Consider the following 17,806-nt stretch of genomic DNA (forward strand, 5'->3'; position numbering starts at 1 on the left):
AATTCTCTCCGCTGGCGGATGAGGCAAGGCGCCTCGTCACCACCTACCTGAGCGATCTGCGGAAGCGCCCGAGAGAGACGAAGAAAAAGGCGAGGCCGATCAGGGTGAGGGCGAGGAACTGGGGCCAGATGGACTCCAGCCCCGCGCCGCGGAACAGGATGGCCTGCGAAAGCGACACGAAATGCGTGTCGGGCGCCGCGGACATCAGGATGCGCATGCCCGCCGGCATGTTCTCGACCGGCGTCAGTCCGCCGGCCAGAATCTGGAGCGGAAACAGCACGAGCATCAGGAGCAGGCCGAACTGCGGCATGGAGCCCGCGACGGTGGCAAGCAGGATGCCGAGGGACGTGGAGGCGAACAGCTGGAGCGCCACGCCCAGCATGAGGAGCCAGAGCGAGCCCGCCACCGGGATCGCGAGCCAGGTCTGGACCACGACGGTCATGGCGAAGAGCACTGCGCCCATCACCACCAGCGCCATCGGCCAGATCTTGCCGAGCATGATCTCCGTCGGCGTGACCGGCATCACGAGCATGTGCTCGATGGTGCCGCGCTCGCGTTCGCGGATGAGCGCCGCGCCCGCCAGAATGACGGAGAGCAGCGAGACATTGTTGACCACCTCCATCATGGCGCTGAACCAGCCGGGATTGAGCTCCGGGTTGAAGCGCGCGCGCAGCACGAGCTTGACGGGAGCGGTTTCGGCGCTGCGGTAACGTTGCACGAATTCCGAAATCTCGCCGGACACGATGGCCTGAACATAGCCCGCGCCGGTGAATGCCTGCGTCATGCGCGTGGCGTCGACATTGAGCTGCATCGCCGGTTGCTTGCCGGCAAGAACGTCGCGCTGGAAGTTCGGGGGGATCACAAGCGCGAAAGTGTCGATGCCGGCATCCATGCGGTGGTTCATCTCAGACAGCGTGATCGTCTGGGGCGGCGCGAAGTAGGGCAGGTAAAAAGCCTGGCCGACACGCGCCGAAAGGGGCGAGAGGTCTTCGTCCACGATGGAGATCGGCGCCTTGTTGAGCGTGAAGGGCGTGGCCGTCGCGGCCGCGTAGATCTGGACCGAGAAGGCCGCGCCGATCAGCACCAGCAGGGCAGGCGTGCGCAACAGGCCCCACAACTCCTTGATGCCCAGCCGCCATATGGTCGACAGCCGCATGGTCAGCGCGCCTGCTTGCGAAGGAAGAGCGCGCTGAGCGCGAGCAGGACGGGGCCGGCAGCAAGCAGCGGCAGGAAGGAGGAGGCCAGGTCTCCCAGTCCCAGCGCCTTCGAGAAGGTGCCGCGGGCGATGGTGATGAAATGCGTGGCCGGATTGATCGCGCCGATCACGGCGGCCGAACCCTCCATCGAGGCCACCGGGTCGATCATGCCGGAATATTGCACCGCAAGCAGCATGGAGACGATGGTGGTGAGGAAGATTGCCGCGATCTGGCTGTTCATGAAGCTCGATATGAACAGGCCGAGCCCGGTGGCGGCGACCGCATAGAGCAGCCCGCCCAGAACATAGGCCGGCAGGCTGCCGGAGAACGGCACGCCCTGCACGAACACGGCGAAGGCCGTGAGCGTGACGAAATTCAGCATGGCGAGGCCGACATAGGGGATCTGCTTGCCAAGCAGGAACTCCAGCCGCGAGACGGGCGTGACATAGAGATTGACGATGGAGCCCAGATCCTTCTCGCGCACGATGGAAAGCGTGGCCAGCATGGTCGGGATGAACAGCAGCACGAGGCCGATGACGGCCGGCACCATGGCGATGAGGCTTTCGATGTTGGGGTTGTAGCGGAAGCGCGTCTCCAGGCTGAAATCGCCGGCCAGCGCGGCTTCACCATAGGCCTCGCGCGCCTGCCGCATCAGCCAGTGCGCGTGCAGCCCCTCCACGTAGCCCTGCGCGGTTTCGGCGCGCGAGGGCATGGATCCGTCGATCCAGCCGCCTATATCCACCTCGCGCCCGGCCGAGATGTCGCGCGCGAAGCCCGGCGGAATCTCGATAGCGAGGCTCAGTTCGCCATTGCGCATGCGCCTGTCGAGATCGGCCGGATCGGTGATCGGCGGGCGCTCGGTGAAATAGCGCGAGCCTGCGATATCGAGCGTGTAGTCGCGGCTTATCGTGGTCTGGTCGTGGTCCAGAACGGCGAAGGGCAGGTCCTCGACATCCATGCTGATGCCATAGCCCAGCACGAACAGCAGGATGAGGCTGCCGATGAAGGCGAAGGAAGCGCGGATCGGGTCGCGGCGCAGTTCCAGCGCCTCACGTCTGGCATAGCTGCCGATGCGGCGGGGGTCGAGAAAACGCCTCGGCACCGGCCGGTGCCCGTGCTCGACGGCCTGCGCGATGTCGGGCGCGGCGGGCCCGTCTTCCGAAGCGGTGGCCTGTTCGCCTTCCTCCTGTGCGATCGCTTCCTTGAGGTAGGAGACGAAGGCTTCTTCCAGATCGGCGCTGCCGCGCTTTTCCACGATTCCCGCCGGCGTGTCGCTGACCAGCACCTTGCCGGCATGCATGAGCGAAATGCGGTCGCAGCGCTCCGCCTCGTTCATGAAATGCGTCGAGATGAAGATCGTCACGCCGTCATTGCGCGACAGGTCCACGAAGCTTTGCCACAGCGCATCGCGCGCGATCGGATCGACGCCGGAGGTGGGCTCGTCGAGGATCAGCATCTCCGGCGCGTGGATCATGGCGACGGCGAGCGACAGGCGCTGGGTCAGCCCGAGCGGCAGGGAATCCGGCAACGCTTCCATGACCTCGACGAGGTCGAAGCGCCGCGCCATCTCCTCGATGCGCGCGGGAATATCGGCTGCGGGAAGCTGGAAAAGGCGGGCGTGCAGGTCGAGATTCTGCCGTACCGTAAGCTCCGTGTAGAGGGAGAAGGACTGCGACATGTAGCCGACGCGCCGGCGCGTATCGATGTCGCGCGGATCGACCTCCTGCCCGAACAGCTTCGCCGTGCCCTCGCTTGCGGGCAGGAGCCCGGTCAGCATTTTCATCGTCGTGGTCTTGCCGCAGCCGTTGGAACCGAGAAAGCCGAAGATCTCGCCGCGCGGAATGCGGAAGCTGACATTGTCGACCGCGGTGAAATCGCCGAAGCGGATGGTCAGCCCATCGGCCTCGATCGCGGCGTCCCCGTCGCCATCCTTGGGGCGCGGCGGGATTTCCACCTTGCGGTGAAGCCTGCGCTTTTCCTCCGGCATCAGTGCGATGAAGGCTTCGTCCAGCGAGGATGTGCCGGTGCGCTCGCGTAACTCGGCCGGCGTGCCGGTGGCGAGCACCCGCCCGCCATCCATCGCGACCAGCCAGTCGAAGCCGGACGCCTCGTCCATATAGGCTGTGGCGACGATGACGCCCATGCCGGGCCTGTCCTTCCGGATGCCGTTGATCAGGTCCCAGAACTGGCGGCGTGCCAGCGGGTCGACGCCCGTGGTCGGCTCGTCGAGGATCAGCAGGTCGGGATCGTGGATCAGCGCGCAGCAGAGGCCCAGCTTCTGCTTCATGCCGCCCGAGAGCTTGCCCGCCGGCCGGTCCGGGAAGGGGTCGAGGCCGGTCGCCTCCAGAAGCTCGTGGATGCGGCGGTGGCGTTCCTTGCGGGCATGGCCGAACAGGCGGCCGAAGAAATCGACATTCTCGAACACCGAAAGCGTCGGGTAGAGGTTCTTGCCGAGACCCTGCGGCATATAGGCGATGCGCGGGCCGACATCGGTGCGCTGGTGCGCGTCGCGCATGTCCGCGCCCAGCGCCTCGACCTCGCCCTGCTGGATCTTGCGTGCGCCCGCGACCAGCGAAAGCAGTGTCGATTTGCCGACGCCGTCCGGTCCGATCAGCCCGATTATCCGGCCGGCGGAAAAGTCGAGCGTCACATCGTCCAGCGCGCGCGTTTTCTTGAAGGCATGACTGACGGATCGCATGCGCGCGGCAAGAGGTGGCGTATCGCCGTCCTGCCTTGGCCCGGTCATTCCAGAATGCCGGTGTTCAACGCTTCGGGCCATTGTGCCGCCGGGTCGAGCTTCACATAGGCCATGCCCGGCAGGCCGGGTTTGACATAGTCGGCATGCTTGCGCAGCAGGTCGGGCGCAATCCGCACGCGGATGCGGAACATCAGGCCGACCCGCTCCTCGGACGTCTCGACCGTGCGCGGCGTGAACTGGGCGACATCGGAAATGAAGGATACCTGTGCCGGAATGACCACGCCGGGCGCGGTATCCAGCACGATCCGCGCCTCGGAGCCCAGCGCCACGCGCCCCGCCGGCACGGTGGGCAGGAAGAAGGTCATGTAGACATCGCCCGGATCGATCAGGTTGAGAACGCGCCCGCCGCCCGCGATCACCTCGCCCGGCTGCGCCACCAGATATTGCACCCGGCCGTCGCGCGGCGAGCGCAACGTGCTGTCGTCGATCTCGACCTGGATTCGGTCGATGGCCGCCTCGGCCGCCTCGATGGTTGCCTCCGCATCCACGATGCGCGCTTTCGCCGTCGCCATGCCGGCCGCCGCCGAGGCCGCCTGCGCCCGCGCCGCGTCCAGCGCCGCCCTCGCGCCAGCCATCCGCGCGCGGTCATCGTCAAGCGTCTGCTGGGAAATGGCGTTGGTTCGGGCAAGCTGTTCGGAACGGCTGAAGCGGCGCTCCGCAGACTCGAATTCCGTCTGGCGCTGGGCGACTATGGCAAGGGCGGCCGAATGCTCGGCCTCGGCCTGCGCGACGCCGCTTTCGGCGACATCGCGCGCGATCCGCCCGCGCTGCATCTGGGCACGCGCCTCGCGCAGTTGCGCATCGAGCTGCTGGGTGTCCATATGCGCCAGCACCTCGCCGCGGGTGACGGTCTGTCCCTCCTGCACGACGATGTCGCTGATGCGGCCACCGGTGCGCGTGGATATGTCGATGGCAACGGCCTCGACACGGCCATTGCCCGACGCGACCCAATCCGGCAGGGCCGGTTCCGCCAGGCGCTGGGTCAAATACCAGCCCGCCGCAACCGCCGCGACAACCGCCGCGATCCAAAACCAACGATTGCCCAGCATGGCCCTCATCCGTTTGAGTTCGACGCGCCCTTTTGGCGTGAGCCCGTGCGGGCCGTTTGGCGGTGTGCGATCATTTCGCTCGATCATCGAAGCTGCCATGATCTTTGTCAAACCTGGTGACCGGCGCCGCCCGATTGCGCATTTGCGGGACAGGATTCAGGAGATGAGCGTTCCGGCGCGGCCTTCGAGGATCGCGGCGGCATCCTCCAGCCGCCCGATGCCTGCCATGCGGCCGGGCCTGGCGGCGAACAGGCAGGCCGCCTCGACCTTCGGCCCCATCGAGCCGGCGGGAAAGGCCGCTGCATCGATCCGGTCGGGGCGGACATGCCTGATCGGCCTTTGCCCCGGCGTCCCCCAATCCTCATAGACGGCTTCGACGTCGGTCAGCATCAGGAAGGCATCGGCGCCGAGCTGTTCGGCGAGCAGCCCCGCGGCGCGGTCCTTGTCGATCACCGCCTCGACACCGACAAGATCGCCGGCCCGATCGCGGATGACAGGTATGCCGCCGCCGCCCGCGCAGATGACGGTGACGCCGCAATCCACCAGAAGCCGGATGGTCTCGATCTGGGTGATGCGCTTCGGCAGGGGTGACGGCACGACCCTGCGCCAGCGTCCGTCCGTCTCCTCGACCAGCGGCCAGCCGTGGCTCCGGCGTACCTTGGCGGCTTCGGTATCGTCATAGACCGGGCCTATCGGCTTTTCGGGCCGGGCGAAGGCGGGGTCGTTCGGGTCGACCTCGATCTGGGTGAGCAGCGTGGCGAGCTTGGTGCCCGGCGCCAGCGCATTGGCGAGTTCCTGCTCGACCAGATAGCCGATCATGCCCACGCTTTCGGCGCCCAATATGTCGAGCGGATAGGGCGCGACGTCCTTGTAGGCGGAGGCCTGCAAGGCCAGCAGCCCGACCTGCGGGCCGTTGCCATGCGCAACCACGATGTCATGCCGGCGCGTCAGGCCCGCAAGCGCCGAAGCGGCCCTGCGCACATTGGCCCGCTGGACCTCCGCCGTCATCGGCTCCCCGCGTTTGAGCAGGGCATTGCCGCCGAGCGCGACGACCACGCGCATCTCAGGCCCCCAGCGTGGCCACGAGTATGGCCTTGATGGTGTGCATGCGGTTTTCCGCCTGGTCGAAGACCACCGAGGCTTCGGATTCGAAGACCTCCTCCGTTACCTCCATGCTGTCGATGCCATATTGGCGGAAGATCTTCTCGCCGACCTCCGTTTCGCGATTGTGGAAGGCCGGCAGGCAATGCATGAACTTGGCGTGCGGATTGCCTGTCGCCTGCATGATTTGCGAGGTGACGCGATAGGGCGTCAGCAGCCCGATCCGCTCCTGCCACACCGAATCCGGCTCGCCCATGGAAACCCACACGTCGGTATAGACGAAATCACAGCCTTTTGCGGCTTCCAGCGGGTCCTCGGTCAGCGTGATGGTGGCGCCGGTGCGGCGGGCGATGTCGGTGCATTGCTCCACCAGCGTCTCGTCCGGCCAGCATTGCTTGGGCGCGCCGAGGCGGACATCCATGCCGATCTGTGCCGCACCCGTCAGCAGCGAGTTGCCCATGTTGTTGCCGGCATCGCCGAGGAAGCAGAAGGCGACCTGCGACAGGTGCTTGCGGGTGTATTCGCGCATGGTCAGGAAATCGGCGAGGATCTGCGTGGGATGGAACTCGTCGGTCAGTCCGTTGTAGACCGGCACGCCAGACCAGACGGCCAGCGTTTCGGCCTGTTCCTGCCCGAAGCCGCGATATTCGATGCCGTCATAGAGCCGGCCGAGCACGCGGGCGGTGTCCTTCATGGACTCCTTCTTGCCGATCTGTGTGCCGGTCGGCCCCAGATAGGTGACATGCGCGCCCTGGTCGTAGGCCGCCACCTCGAAGCCGGTGCGCGTTCGGGTGGAATCCTTCTCGAAGATCAGCGCGATGTTCTTGCCCTTCAGCCGCGGCTCCTCGTAGCCGCCATATTTCGCCTGCTTGAGCGAGGCCGAGAGTCTGAGCAGGAAGCGGATGTCGTCCGGCGAGAAATCGAGCAGCTTGAGCACGCTGCGGCCCTTGAGGTTCACGGCCATGGCGTCTCCTCCTCACACCGGATCGCGGATAAGCGGGCAGGTCATGCAATGGCCGCCGCCGCGTCCGCGTCCGAGTTCCGCGCCCGGCACGGTGATGACCTCCACGCCGGCCTTGCGCAATTGCGTGTTCGTGTAGGTGTTGCGGTCGTAGCCGACGACCACGCCGGGCTCCAGCGCCACGACGTTGTTGCCGTCGTCCCACTGCTCCCGTTCCGCGATATAGGCGTTGCCGCCGGTCTGGACGATGCGCAGCTTCGGCAGGCCGAGTGCCCCGGCGACGACCTCGGTGAGGTGGCTCGTCTCCTCGCGCACGTCGATCTGCCAGTCCTTCTCGCCCGGCCGCAGGGAATAGGCCGTGATGCCGTCCACGACCTCCGAGAACAGCGTGACCAGATCGCGATCGCAGAAGGTGAAGACGGTGTCGAGATGCATCGAGGCACGCTCGACGGGCAGCTTGCAGGCGATGACGCGTTCGGCCCCGCCCTGCGCGAACAGCGCCCGGGCAAGCTGGCCGACCGCGTGCGGCGTCGTGCGCTCGCCCATGCCGACCAGCACCAGCCCGTTGCCGAGCGGCATGACGTCGCCGCCCTCCAGCGTGGCCAGCCCGTAGTCGTGGTCGGGATCTCCCCACCAGACGGGAAAGCCGGCGTCGCGGAAATCGGGGTGGAAGCGGTAGATGGCCGCTATGTTGACCGTCTCCAGCTTGCGTGCGTTCCACCGCATCGGGTTGAGCGTCACGCCGCCATAGATCCAGCAGGTGGTGTCGCGGGTGAAGAGATGGTTGGGCAATGGCGGCAGGATGAAATCCTGCGCCCGCAGCACCGGGGCGACCACACCCCTGGCCTCGATGGCCAGTTCCGCCTTGCTCATGCCGCCCATGAGGATGAGCGACAGCGTGTCGGCGTCCGCCTCCATCAGCATGGCCATGAGATCGTCGGCAAGGCCGACGCCGACCGTGTTCTCGCTGATCCGCCGTTCCAGCAGCCAGCGGCGCGCTTCCATGTCCTGCATTGTCTCGGCAAGCGTTTCGCGCAGGAACACGACCTCAGCGCCGCGATAGCGGATGGCGTCGACGAAGGTCATGTGCTCGACGCGCGCCTGCTTGACCCACAGCACGTCGTCGAAAAGCAGTTCCTCGCAGTTGGAGGGGGTTAGGCGGGCCAGCGCCGCGCCGGGGCGATCGACGAGCACGCGGTGCAGCTTGCCCACCTCGGAATGGACGCCATAGGCAATCGGCATGTCGTTCTCCTTCAGGCGATCATGGCGGCGACGCTGAGGCTCGCCATGATGATGATGGTGAGGATGACCAGCAGCGGCCACATGAAGCGCAACCACCGCTCATAAGGCACGCGCCCGATGGCCAGAGCGCCCATGACTACGGCGAAGGTGGGATTGATGAGGTTCACCAGGCCGTTGGCGGACTGGTAGGCCGTGACGACGAGATCGCGCCCGACATTGGCGAAATCGGCGACTGGCGCCATGATCGGCATGGACAGGACGGCCAGCCCCGAGGACGAAGGCACGAAGAAGGAGAGCAGCACCTCGATCCAGTAGATGACGTTGATGAACACCACCTGCGACAGGCCCGCCACCGAGACCTCTGCCCAGTGCAGGATGGTGTCGGTGATCTTGCCGGCGTCCATGACCACGACGATGCCGCGGGCGAGCCCGATGATCAGCGCCACGCCGAGCAGGTCGCGCGCGCCGTTGACGAAGGCGTTCACGAACTTTTCCTCGCCGGGACGGCAGATGAGCCCGACCAGTATGGACGAGGCGAGGAACAGGCCGCTCATCTCGCCCATCCACCAGCCGCCCTTGAGCACGCCCCAGATCATGACCACGAAGGTGAGGCCGAAGATCGCGAGCACGATCTTGTGCAGGCCGGTGAATTCCGGCGTCTCGCCCTGATGGGCGGCGAGGAAGTGGGCCTCGTTCTCGGCCTTGCGGTCATAGACGAAGGACGCGGAGGGGTCGAGCCGCACGCGCTCGGCATAGCGCATCACATAGATGACGCAGGCGAGCCAGCACAGGCCGAGGATGACGAAGCGCAGGATCATGCCCTGCGTGAAGGGGATGCCGGCGGCGTCGGAGGCGATGACGGTGGCGAAGGCGTTGACCGTCGAGCCCAGCACGCCGACGCCGGCCCCGAGCAGGATGATGGCCACGGCCGTCACCGCGTCATAGCCGGCCGCGATCATGATGGGAATCAGGAGCACGTAGAAGGCCAGCGTCTCTTCCGCCATGCCGTAGGTGGTGCCGCCGAAGGCGAACAGCCCCATCAGCACCGGGATCATCCATTTCTCGCGGCCCCTGAGCGCGGTCATCGCCCGGGAGATGCCGGAATCGATGGCGCCGGTGGAGGCGATCACGCCGATGAAGCCGCCGATCACCAGCACGAACAAGGCCACGTCGATGGCGTTGGCCTGATTGGTGGCCGGATTGTAGAGGCCGCCGATGGGGGCCATGATGATGTCGAATATGCCCTGCGGATTGGGGTCGGTCGGGGCATAGGTGCCTGCCACCGGCACTTCCCGCTCGAGCGCATCGTTGAAGGTGCGCTGGTATTGTCCGGCCGGGATGATCCAGGTCGATATCGCCACCAGGATGATCAGGCTAAACAGGATGGTGAAGGCGGTGGGGAAGCGGAACTTCCGCGTCTCGGTGGTTTCCGAAGCTGTGCTCATCGCTGGCCTCCAATCTTTGCGGCCGAAGAGGGTTCAGAAGAATGTGCCCTGCTGCATCGCCGTTTCAGGCGGCCATATCCCGCAGGGCGCTGCGTTTCACGATCTCGATGCTGCGCAGGGCGGGCAGGCTGATGATGCCTTTCTGCCGCAGCCTTGAAAGGACGCGCGAGACGGTCTCGATGGTCAGGCCGAGATAGTCCGCGATGTCGGTGCGGGACATCGGCAACTCGACCGTGTCCAGCCCGCCCTGCCGTTCCGACATTTCGATCAGGAAGGCGGCAACCCGCTCGGCGGCATTCTGGCGTCCCAGCAGAAGCAGATGTTCCTGCGCCCTCGCCAGTCCCTGAAGCGCGACCGGCAGGAGTTCGTCGGCAAGCCCGTTTCGGTGCGGTGAGGTGCGCAGCATCCGTATGCCGGTGGCGCAAATGGCCTCGGCAAAGAAGTGATGGGTCGAATGGGCCTCGAAACCGAACACTTCGCCGCACAGGTGAAAGGCCGAAATCTGGCGGCGGCCATCGGCGAACAGGCGATAGACACGTACGGCGCCGAACTCGACCTGGTAGAGCCGGTCGCTCTTTTCTCCCTGTGCGTAGATTCCGGCTCCGGCGGGGATGAAAACGGGCTGCAAGCTGCCGGGTGAAGGGGCGGATGCCCATGCGGCGCAGGTGGGCTGCCGATGATCCGGAATGGTCCGGAACGCTTCATGCAGGGTCATGATCGTCTCCCAAGTTGACGATCAAACAATGATCCGGATCGCATCGGCTCGAAACTCGGTCATATCCGTACTGGAAACCACGTAGTGGGAGGCCTTATCCCGGCCCGGCCATGGCCGCACGGACCGCCTCGATGAGCGGTTCGCCAAGGAACGGCTTCATGACGTGCCGCGCGAAAGGCAGGGCCGGGACGGCCCGGAAAAAATCGACAAGCAGGATCACCGGCCGGGCGAACGCGTCGAATTGCGCAGATGCCAGATTCCAGTCATCGACGGCATCGTCGTCGATGACCGCGCAGGCGGCGGCGCGCGCATCACAGGATGCAAAAGCGTCGCCGGCGCTCATATAGGCGGCCGTCGTGAAGCCCGCGCTGTCCAGCGCGAAAGCAAGCGAACGCCTGAAGCCTGCGTCCGGCGCGGCCACGAGGATAATGTCGGATCGGTCCATGCAACGCTTTCTCCCGGCGCTTTTTTCACGACCTGGGAACGACCTTCTTGGCACGGCCCGGGCCGGCGCGCATTGCGGGGGATCAAAAGCGAAGGGATATGTCACGCTCCTGCCCCGGCATTGCCGAAATGCGGGGCCGAAGCGCGGGGGGCTAGTTTCGGTTGTCGCCAAGCCCGAGGGCGATGGTCATCCTCACCAGTTCGGCCAGGCTGCGTGCCTGCATCTTGGACATGATGTTGGCGCGGTGGACCTCGACGGTGCGCGGGCTGATGGCAAGATCGTACGCAATCGTCTTGTTGGGCAGGCCCGCGACCACGGCGGCAAGCACCTGCTGTTCCCGCTCCGACAGGCATTCGAACCGGGCACGCAGGGCAAGGAGGTCGTTATCGTTCGTCGCCGGGTCGAGCCGCCGCGCCGCCCGGCGCACGGCATCGATCAGAACCTCGTCCGTGAAGGGCTTTTCAATGAAGTCGACGGCTCCGGCTTTCATCGCCGCCACCGCCATGGGGACATCGCCATGCCCGGTTATGACGATCGAGGGCACCCTGAGGCCCTTCGCGTTCAGCTTTTCCAGAAGTTCCAGACCGCTCATGTCCGGCATCTTCAGATCGGTCACCAGGCAGGCCCGGCCGATTGCCGGCGCGGCATCCAGAAAGCCGGTAGCGGAATCGTGCACACGCACCGCAAACCCTGCCGTGACCAGCAGGAAGGCCAGCGATTTGCGCACTGCCTCCTCATCGTCGAGGATGTGAACCACATAGTCGTCACTCTGCATTCATGGCCTCCCCCGCAGCCATCGGCAGCAATATGCGGAAGGTCGCGCCACCGTCGCCGTTGCGGCTGACCAGCAGACTTCCGCCATGAGCCTGCACGATCCGTCTGGAGATCGACAGGCCGATGCCCATGCCGTTTTCCTTGCTGGTGACGAAGGGTTCAAAGAGGCGGGCGGCGATGTCGTCGGAAATCCCCGGTCCCGTATCGGCCACCTCGATCACGATATGCTCGTCGCCATTGCGCATCGTCCTGACAAGGAGTTCGCGCCGTTCACTGTCGCGCATGGCTTCCAGCGCGTTGCGCATCAGGTTGATCAGCACCTGCTGGATCTGGACCCGGTCGATCAGCACTTCGCTGGTGTCCACGGCAAAGTCGAACACGGAGCGCACACCGCGCTCGCGCGAGCCGATGAGCGCCAGCGCGCCTGCCTCCTCGACCACCTTGCGGATGTCGGCCGGCGCTTTCGTGCTTTCACCTCGCCTGAGAAACTCGCGCAGATTGCTGATAATGTCGCCGGCGCGCAGCGACTGCTGAGCCGTTTCCTGCAAGGCTTCCTTCAACTGTTGCGAGTTGGCGCCTCCGGGGCGTTCAAGAAGCCGCACGCAGCCCTGGGTGTAGTTGGAGATCGCGGCCAGCGGCTGGTTGAGCTCGTGGGCAAGCGCCGAGGCCATTTCGCCCAGCTCGCTGAGGCGCGCCAGCCTGGCCAGTTCCGCCTGAAGCTCCTGCAACTGCGCTTCCGATTCCTGGCGCTCCGTAAGATCGCGAACGAAGCCGGTGAAGAAGGTTTGTCCGCCTGACTGCATCTCGCCGACTGCAAGTTTCATCGGAAAGGTGGAACCGTCCTTCCTGCGCCCCACGACAACGCGGTCGATGCCGATGATGCGACGTTCGCCGGTGGTGAGGTAGCGCCGGATATAGCCGTCGTGCTCGCCGCGATACGGTTCGGGCATGAGGAGCTTTATGTTCTGGCCGACGACCTCGTTCTTCGCATAGCCGAACTGGCGCACGGCTGCAGTACTGAAGGACGTGATGATGCACTTGTCGTCGATAACGATCGTGGCATCGGGAACCGTATCGAGGATCGAACGCAAATGCGCCTCGCTCGCCCGCAAGGTGCTTTCGGTGCGTTCGAGCACCCGACGCGCGTGATGCAGCATCTCGCCCATCCAGGCGATGACGAGGCCGACGAGGACGAAGACCGCGACCTGCAACCAGAATGTCGGGTCTGAGCCGGCAAGGAAGAAGACGGCCGTAGCGGAAAGCGCCAGCGCGAACAGGCCCTGCCCGATGCCCCCCGCAATCGCCGCGACAAGGATCGCCGGCACGAACAGCACGAAAACTGCCGCGTTTCCCAGCACCCCCTGCAATGGAAGCCGTATTGCCAGCGCGACGGCAACGGCGGCGGCAGCAAGGAAATAACCCCGCCACCCTTCGAAGCGGCGGGAAAACACAGCCTGTAGAAAACTTCCATTCTGTCCGGCTATGTCTATAGCTGGCATGCTTCTTCCGGATCTCTCAACCATCCTGCCTGCAGCCGCTGCTTCCGGAACGCCCGGCGGTCATCCCGGGCTGTGGGGCGGCAGCCCTCGCACTACAATGTCAGGGCATTGTCGACCGGGGCAATGCTACATCCGCTTTCGTGCAAATAACAGCCCGACGAACGGTGCAACCTTTGCCGAAACCAGGAGACGTCGAATCTCAGGCCGGCGGTGGAGGACTCTTCCTAAGCGGTTCCGGCTTCGGGAGCATGGCGATCATCTCATCGTCGGTAAGCTGGGGAAAGTCGCGGTAGTGATAGCCGAGCGCGAGGAAGCGGGCGGGCTGGCTGAGGCAGACGACCTTGTCCGCTTCCCGGCCCAGTTCCTCCAGCGTTGCCGGCGGGGCGACAGGGAGGGCGATGACGATCCCGCAGGGCGAGCGGCGCTTCAGGGCACGGATCGCCACCTTCATCGTCGTTCCCGTGGCTGCCCCATCATCGACCAGGATCACCGTCCTGTCGGCGACCGGGATCGGCGGCCGCCCCGCCCGGTACACATGACGCTGCCGTTCCAGCTCCGGGCGCTCCCGGTCCGTCAGCATCCGTAACCCGGCATCGTCGAGCCCATAGGCCTCGACGATCTCGCGATTGAGGACCAGGTCAGGCGGGTCGCCGTCGACCATGGCGGCAACGGCGAGTTCGGGGTTTCCCGGCGCGCCGACCTTGCGCACGATGAGCAGGTCGAGCGGCGCCTTGAGCGCCCGGGCGATCTCGGCCGCGACCGGCACCCCGCCGCGCGGCAATGCCAGGACGACGGGGTTGCGCAGGCCGAGCCCGCGTAGTTCGGCGGCCAGCTTCTGCCCGGCTTCCGTGCGGTCGCGGAACATGGCTCAGTCCGTCGGCCACAATACGCGCAGAGATTTCTTCATGGAATTCCTGACCTCCTCGATCTCGCTGCGCGACACGTGGCGGTCGAGCACGCTGAAAACGGCGGCGATGGCTTCATCCGGGTCGTCCAGCGCGTCGTCGCGGAAGGCTTCCCTTATCCGCGCGACGAACTCTTCCTTCCTGCGGTCCCAGACCGGCGTTTCCCTCGGCTTCCAGCCTTCGAAATAGATGCCGCGGATGAGGACGGGCAGCTGCGCGGAAAGATCGAGCATCTCGTCTTGCGGAAGCCAGTCCCGCAGCGTGTGCAGGACGCTGCGCAAGAGGCGATAGGCCCGCGCGTCGGTCCAGTCCAGATCGTCGGCAAGCTCGTTGACCCATTGCTGGGCCTGCTGCGCTGCCTGCGTGAATGTTGCTATGGATGTTCCGCTCATGATGCCTGCTCCCTGGTTTCGGTCGGCCGGCACAGCGATGCACCTGGCGTCGCCGGGTCCGATCCGGCAAGGACCACAGCAAACTCCATCCGCCGCCTCCCATCATTGACGGCGATCAAAACCGCGCCAGCGTCCGAATTGGGCACGGACGGCCTTTTCCATCTCCCGCAGCCAGAGCACGGAACTTGCGACGGCGCTGCACAGCAGCCAGTCGCCAGGACCAAGGCTAACGGTCGAGAATGCCTCCTGAAGGAAGGGCGCATAGACAACGGCGGCGTGGAGGGCGACCGACAGGGCGACTGCGCCCCACAGCCAGCGGTTCGAGAACAATCCGTCGAAGGCACTGCGTTCGTCGGAGCGCGCATTGAAAACATTGAAGAGCTGGAAAAGTGTCAGCGTCGTGAAGGCCATGGTCTGTGCGTAGCGCGTGGAACCCGTTCCTTCGATCAGGCCGCCCGGCAGCGAGGCGTCGAAGACCATCAGCGTGCCGGTGGCCATCACAAGGCCGACGAAGACGATACCGGCCCACATGCGTGGCGTTATCATGCCTTCCCCACGCAGGCGTGGCGGGCGCGTCATGACAAGGCCGTTGGCGGGATCGATGCCGAGCGCGAGGGCAGGGGCACCATCGGTAACGAGATTGATCCACAGGATCTGGGTGGCCAGGAGCGGCAGCACCAGCCCGCTGCCGCCGTCCGAAAGGCCGATCGTCCCGGCCAGCAACACGCCGAAGAACATGGTCATGACCTCGCCGACATTCGAGGACAGCAGGTAGCGGAGAAACTTCCTGATGTTGGAGAAGATCGTGCGCCCTTCTTCCACGGCGGCGACGATGGAGGCGAAGTTATCGTCTGCCAGCACGAAGTCGGCTGCCTGTCTCGAAACGTCGGTGCCGGTGATGCCCATGGCGATGCCGATGTCGGCGGCCTTGAGGGCCGGCGCGTCATTGACCCCGTCTCCGGTCATGGCAACCGTTGCACCCTGTTTTTGCAGGGCGGTGACGAGCCTCAGCTTGTGGGCGGGGTCCACCCGCGCATAGACGGAAATCTCCCGCACCACACGGTCGAGTTCCTCGTCGGACATGTTTTCCATTTCCGCGCCGGTAATCGCCCGCCGATCTTCCGCTATGCCCAGTTCGCCGGCGATCACGACAGCGGTGCCCGGATGGTCTCCGGTGATCATGATCGTGCGAATGCCTGCCGCCTTGGCCCGTGCCACCGCCTCGCGTGCTTCGGCGCGCGGCGGGTCGATCATTCCGACGAGGCCGAGGAAGACGAGCCGTGTCTCCGTTCGCTCGTCCGGCGGCGTGTCTTCCCCATCCAGCGTGCGGAACGCCACCCCGAGCGTGCGCAGCGCCTGTGCCGCCAGTGCTTCATTGGCAAGCGCTATTTCGGTTCGGCGCCCCCCTGTCAGCGGCCGTGTCGTCTCTCCCACCAGTTCATGGGTGCATTTTTGCAGCAGGACGTCGGCAGCCCCCTTGGTGAAAATGCGTGTGCCGTCACGCTCCGCATCGGCATGGATCGTGCTCATCAGCTTGCGTTCCGACGAGAACGGGATTTCGCCAATGCGCGCGAACCGGCTCTCAAGTGCCGCCTGCTCGAAACCTGCCTTGCGGGCGGCCACGATCAGCGCCCCTTCGGTCGGGTCGCCGCCGATCGACCAGCGCCCGTTGTGCTCGCTCAGAACCGCATTGTTTGCGCAGCCCGCGGCGACGAGGGTGCGGAAGGCTTCGGCGCGCAGCGCTTCCTCGTTGTCCGGCGTCCCGTCCGGCTCGACCCTGCCATGCGGCGCATAGCCAGTGCCGCCGAATTGCATGGTCCCGCTTGCCGTCACCACCTTGCGCACCGTCATTTCATTGCGGGTGAGCGTGCCGGTCTTGTCCGAGCAGATGACGTTGGCCGATCCCAGTGTCTCGACCGCCGCCAGCCGGCGCACGATTGCGTTGCGCTTCGCCATGCGCTGGACGCCGAGCGCCAGCACCGCCGTCACCACCGCCGGCAGGCCTTCCGGAACGGCAGCCACGGCCAGCGCAACGCCCAGAAGGAGGATGTCGAACAAGCCGGGGAGACCGCGCACCTCCGACACCGACAGAACGGCCACGACGATGACTGCGGCAATGCCGATCACGACCATGCCGAGCAGCCGTCCGGCCCGGTCGAGATCCGCCTGCAACGGAGTGGCCTCGCCGGGTGTCGCCTCAAGCATGCCGGCGATCCTGCCCATTTCCGTGTCCATGCCCGTGGCGGTGACGATGGCTCTCGCATGGCCGCGCGTCACCGATGTGCCGCTGAAGATCATGTTGCGCCGGTCGCCCAACGCGACCTCTTGGCTGATCGGTTCCACATTTTTCGATACGGGTGCGCTTTCGCCCGTCAGTGCCGCCTCGGCCACCTGCAAGGCCGATGCCTCGATCAGCCGCGCATCCGCCGGAACGGTGCCGCCTTCCTCGACAAGCACGATGTCGCCGGGCACGAGCAGCCTGGAGGCGATGGTCAGCCTCACGCCATCGCGAATGACGGTCGCGCGGGGAGACGCCATCTGGCGCAGCGCACGCAGGGCCTCTTCGGCGCGCGCCTGCTGGACGTGGCTCATCACGGCATTGAGCAGCACGATGCAGAGAATCGCCATGGCCTCATAGGGCAACGCCGATTCCCGCTCGATCAGCCAGAGCGTCCCCGAAATTGCGGCGGCGGCAAGCAGCAGCAACACCAGAACGTCGGTGAACTGGCCGAGGAACCGCCGCCACGTCGCCACGGGGGCCCGCTCCCGGAGCCGGTTTTCCCCGAACCGTTCGAGTCTGACCCGCGCTTCCGAAGCGCTCAGGCCCTTGTCCGGGTCGACCGCCAGAGCCGACGAGACGGAGGCTGCGGGTTCGCGATACGGCTCGCTCACGGGAGCAGGAAAGGATCTGGCGGTCATTGTGGTGCGGTCCTTGTCATCTTCGATCCGGGCCTTTCAACCGCGCGAGAGCACGAGATAGGTGAGGTAGGCGAGATAGGACACCACAAGGGCCGCCCCCTCCGCTCTGGTGACGCGCCGGCCGCTCAGGAAGATCGGCACGCAGGCCAGGGCCGCGGCGCCCATGACCGGGATATCGATGCGGACCAGCGCCGGTTCGACAGGGATGCCGGCGGAAGGCACGATCACGATCGCACCGAGAATGAAAAGGATATTGGAGACCTGTGCGCGGGTAGCTGTGGACGGCATTTGCTGTTTGTGATTCGCTCTTCTTGAACGAGAGATTGAGGGCAGCGATGGCACGGCGGCGGATTGGTCAGGAAAGTTTCGGGTTTGGCGACTTTCGGGCGCGCCGCCAGTCATCGT

At 65.6% G+C, this 17,806-nt stretch carries 15 protein-coding genes; all 15 read right to left on the reverse strand.

All coding sequences use genetic code 11. The features are described from left to right. Positions 1-43: 43 nt before the first annotated feature. Positions 44-1,156 (reverse strand): ABC transporter permease, encoded by a 1,113-nt coding sequence (locus DES43_RS19815; RefSeq protein ID WP_035033128.1) that lies wholly within the window; start codon positions 1,154-1,156, stop codon positions 44-46. Between the two features lie 2 nt (positions 1,157-1,158). After that, positions 1,159-3,942 (reverse strand): ribosome-associated ATPase/putative transporter RbbA, encoded by a 2,784-nt coding sequence (gene rbbA, locus DES43_RS19820; RefSeq protein WP_035033131.1) that lies wholly within the window; start codon positions 3,940-3,942, stop codon positions 1,159-1,161. Continuing rightward, positions 3,939-5,003 (reverse strand): HlyD family secretion protein, encoded by a 1,065-nt coding sequence (locus DES43_RS19825; protein ID WP_035033167.1) that lies wholly within the window; start codon positions 5,001-5,003, stop codon positions 3,939-3,941. The genes rbbA and DES43_RS19825 overlap by 4 nt, the downstream gene beginning before the upstream one ends. A gap of 156 nt (positions 5,004-5,159) precedes the next feature. Continuing rightward, complete coding sequence (gene arcC, locus DES43_RS19830) at positions 5,160-6,065, reverse strand: carbamate kinase (RefSeq protein WP_035033133.1); 906 nt, start codon at positions 6,063-6,065, stop codon at positions 5,160-5,162. Position 6,066: 1 nt separating this feature from the next. Beyond that, entirely contained in the window at positions 6,067-7,068 is a 1,002-nt protein-coding gene (gene argF / locus DES43_RS19835) for an ornithine carbamoyltransferase (protein ID WP_035033135.1), read from the reverse strand. A gap of 12 nt (positions 7,069-7,080) precedes the next feature. Continuing rightward, positions 7,081-8,307 (reverse strand): arginine deiminase, encoded by a 1,227-nt coding sequence (locus DES43_RS19840; protein ID WP_035033137.1) that lies wholly within the window; start codon positions 8,305-8,307, stop codon positions 7,081-7,083. An 11-nt stretch (positions 8,308-8,318) separates the two neighbouring features. Further along, positions 8,319-9,752 carry a YfcC family protein gene (locus DES43_RS19845; RefSeq protein ID WP_035033139.1) on the reverse strand — a complete coding sequence of 478 codons (1,434 nt, stop codon included), beginning with the start codon at positions 9,750-9,752 and terminating at the stop codon, positions 8,319-8,321. A gap of 64 nt (positions 9,753-9,816) precedes the next feature. Beyond that, the gene (locus DES43_RS19850) at positions 9,817-10,467 is read right to left on the reverse strand and encodes a helix-turn-helix domain-containing protein (RefSeq protein ID WP_035033141.1); all 651 of its coding nucleotides are present in this window, start codon (positions 10,465-10,467) and stop codon (positions 9,817-9,819) included. 94 nt (positions 10,468-10,561) lie between these two features. Next, positions 10,562-10,912: a hypothetical protein gene (locus DES43_RS19855; RefSeq protein WP_051520836.1), complete on the reverse strand. Its 351-nt coding sequence runs from the start codon at positions 10,910-10,912 to the stop codon at positions 10,562-10,564. A 151-nt stretch (positions 10,913-11,063) separates the two neighbouring features. Next, entirely contained in the window at positions 11,064-11,687 is a 624-nt protein-coding gene (fixJ, locus tag DES43_RS19860; protein ID WP_035033144.1) for a response regulator FixJ, read from the reverse strand. Then, entirely contained in the window at positions 11,677-13,185 is a 1,509-nt protein-coding gene (locus DES43_RS19865; protein WP_035033146.1) for a PAS domain S-box protein, read from the reverse strand. Before DES43_RS19865 ends, fixJ begins: the two co-directional genes overlap by 11 nt. 199 nt (positions 13,186-13,384) lie before the next feature. After that, complete coding sequence (locus DES43_RS19870; RefSeq protein ID WP_051520837.1) at positions 13,385-14,050, reverse strand: phosphoribosyltransferase; 666 nt, start codon at positions 14,048-14,050, stop codon at positions 13,385-13,387. A gap of 3 nt (positions 14,051-14,053) precedes the next feature. Further along, positions 14,054-14,482: a DUF2267 domain-containing protein gene (locus DES43_RS19875; RefSeq protein ID WP_035033148.1), complete on the reverse strand. Its 429-nt coding sequence runs from the start codon at positions 14,480-14,482 to the stop codon at positions 14,054-14,056. A gap of 102 nt (positions 14,483-14,584) precedes the next feature. Then, a complete protein-coding gene (locus DES43_RS19880) occupies positions 14,585-17,401 on the reverse strand; it encodes a cation-translocating P-type ATPase (protein ID WP_051520838.1) in 2,817 nt (938 codons plus the stop codon). A gap of 36 nt (positions 17,402-17,437) precedes the next feature. Next, positions 17,438-17,689, reverse strand: a complete 252-nt coding sequence (locus DES43_RS19885) for a hypothetical protein (protein WP_035033151.1) — start codon at positions 17,687-17,689, stop codon at positions 17,438-17,440. Positions 17,690-17,806 lie beyond the last annotated feature (117 nt).

Origin of the sequence: Aquamicrobium defluvii, from assembly GCF_004363725.1 — a bacterium.
In the GTDB taxonomy this organism is placed as follows: Bacteria; Pseudomonadota; Alphaproteobacteria; order Rhizobiales; family Rhizobiaceae; genus Mesorhizobium; species Mesorhizobium defluvii.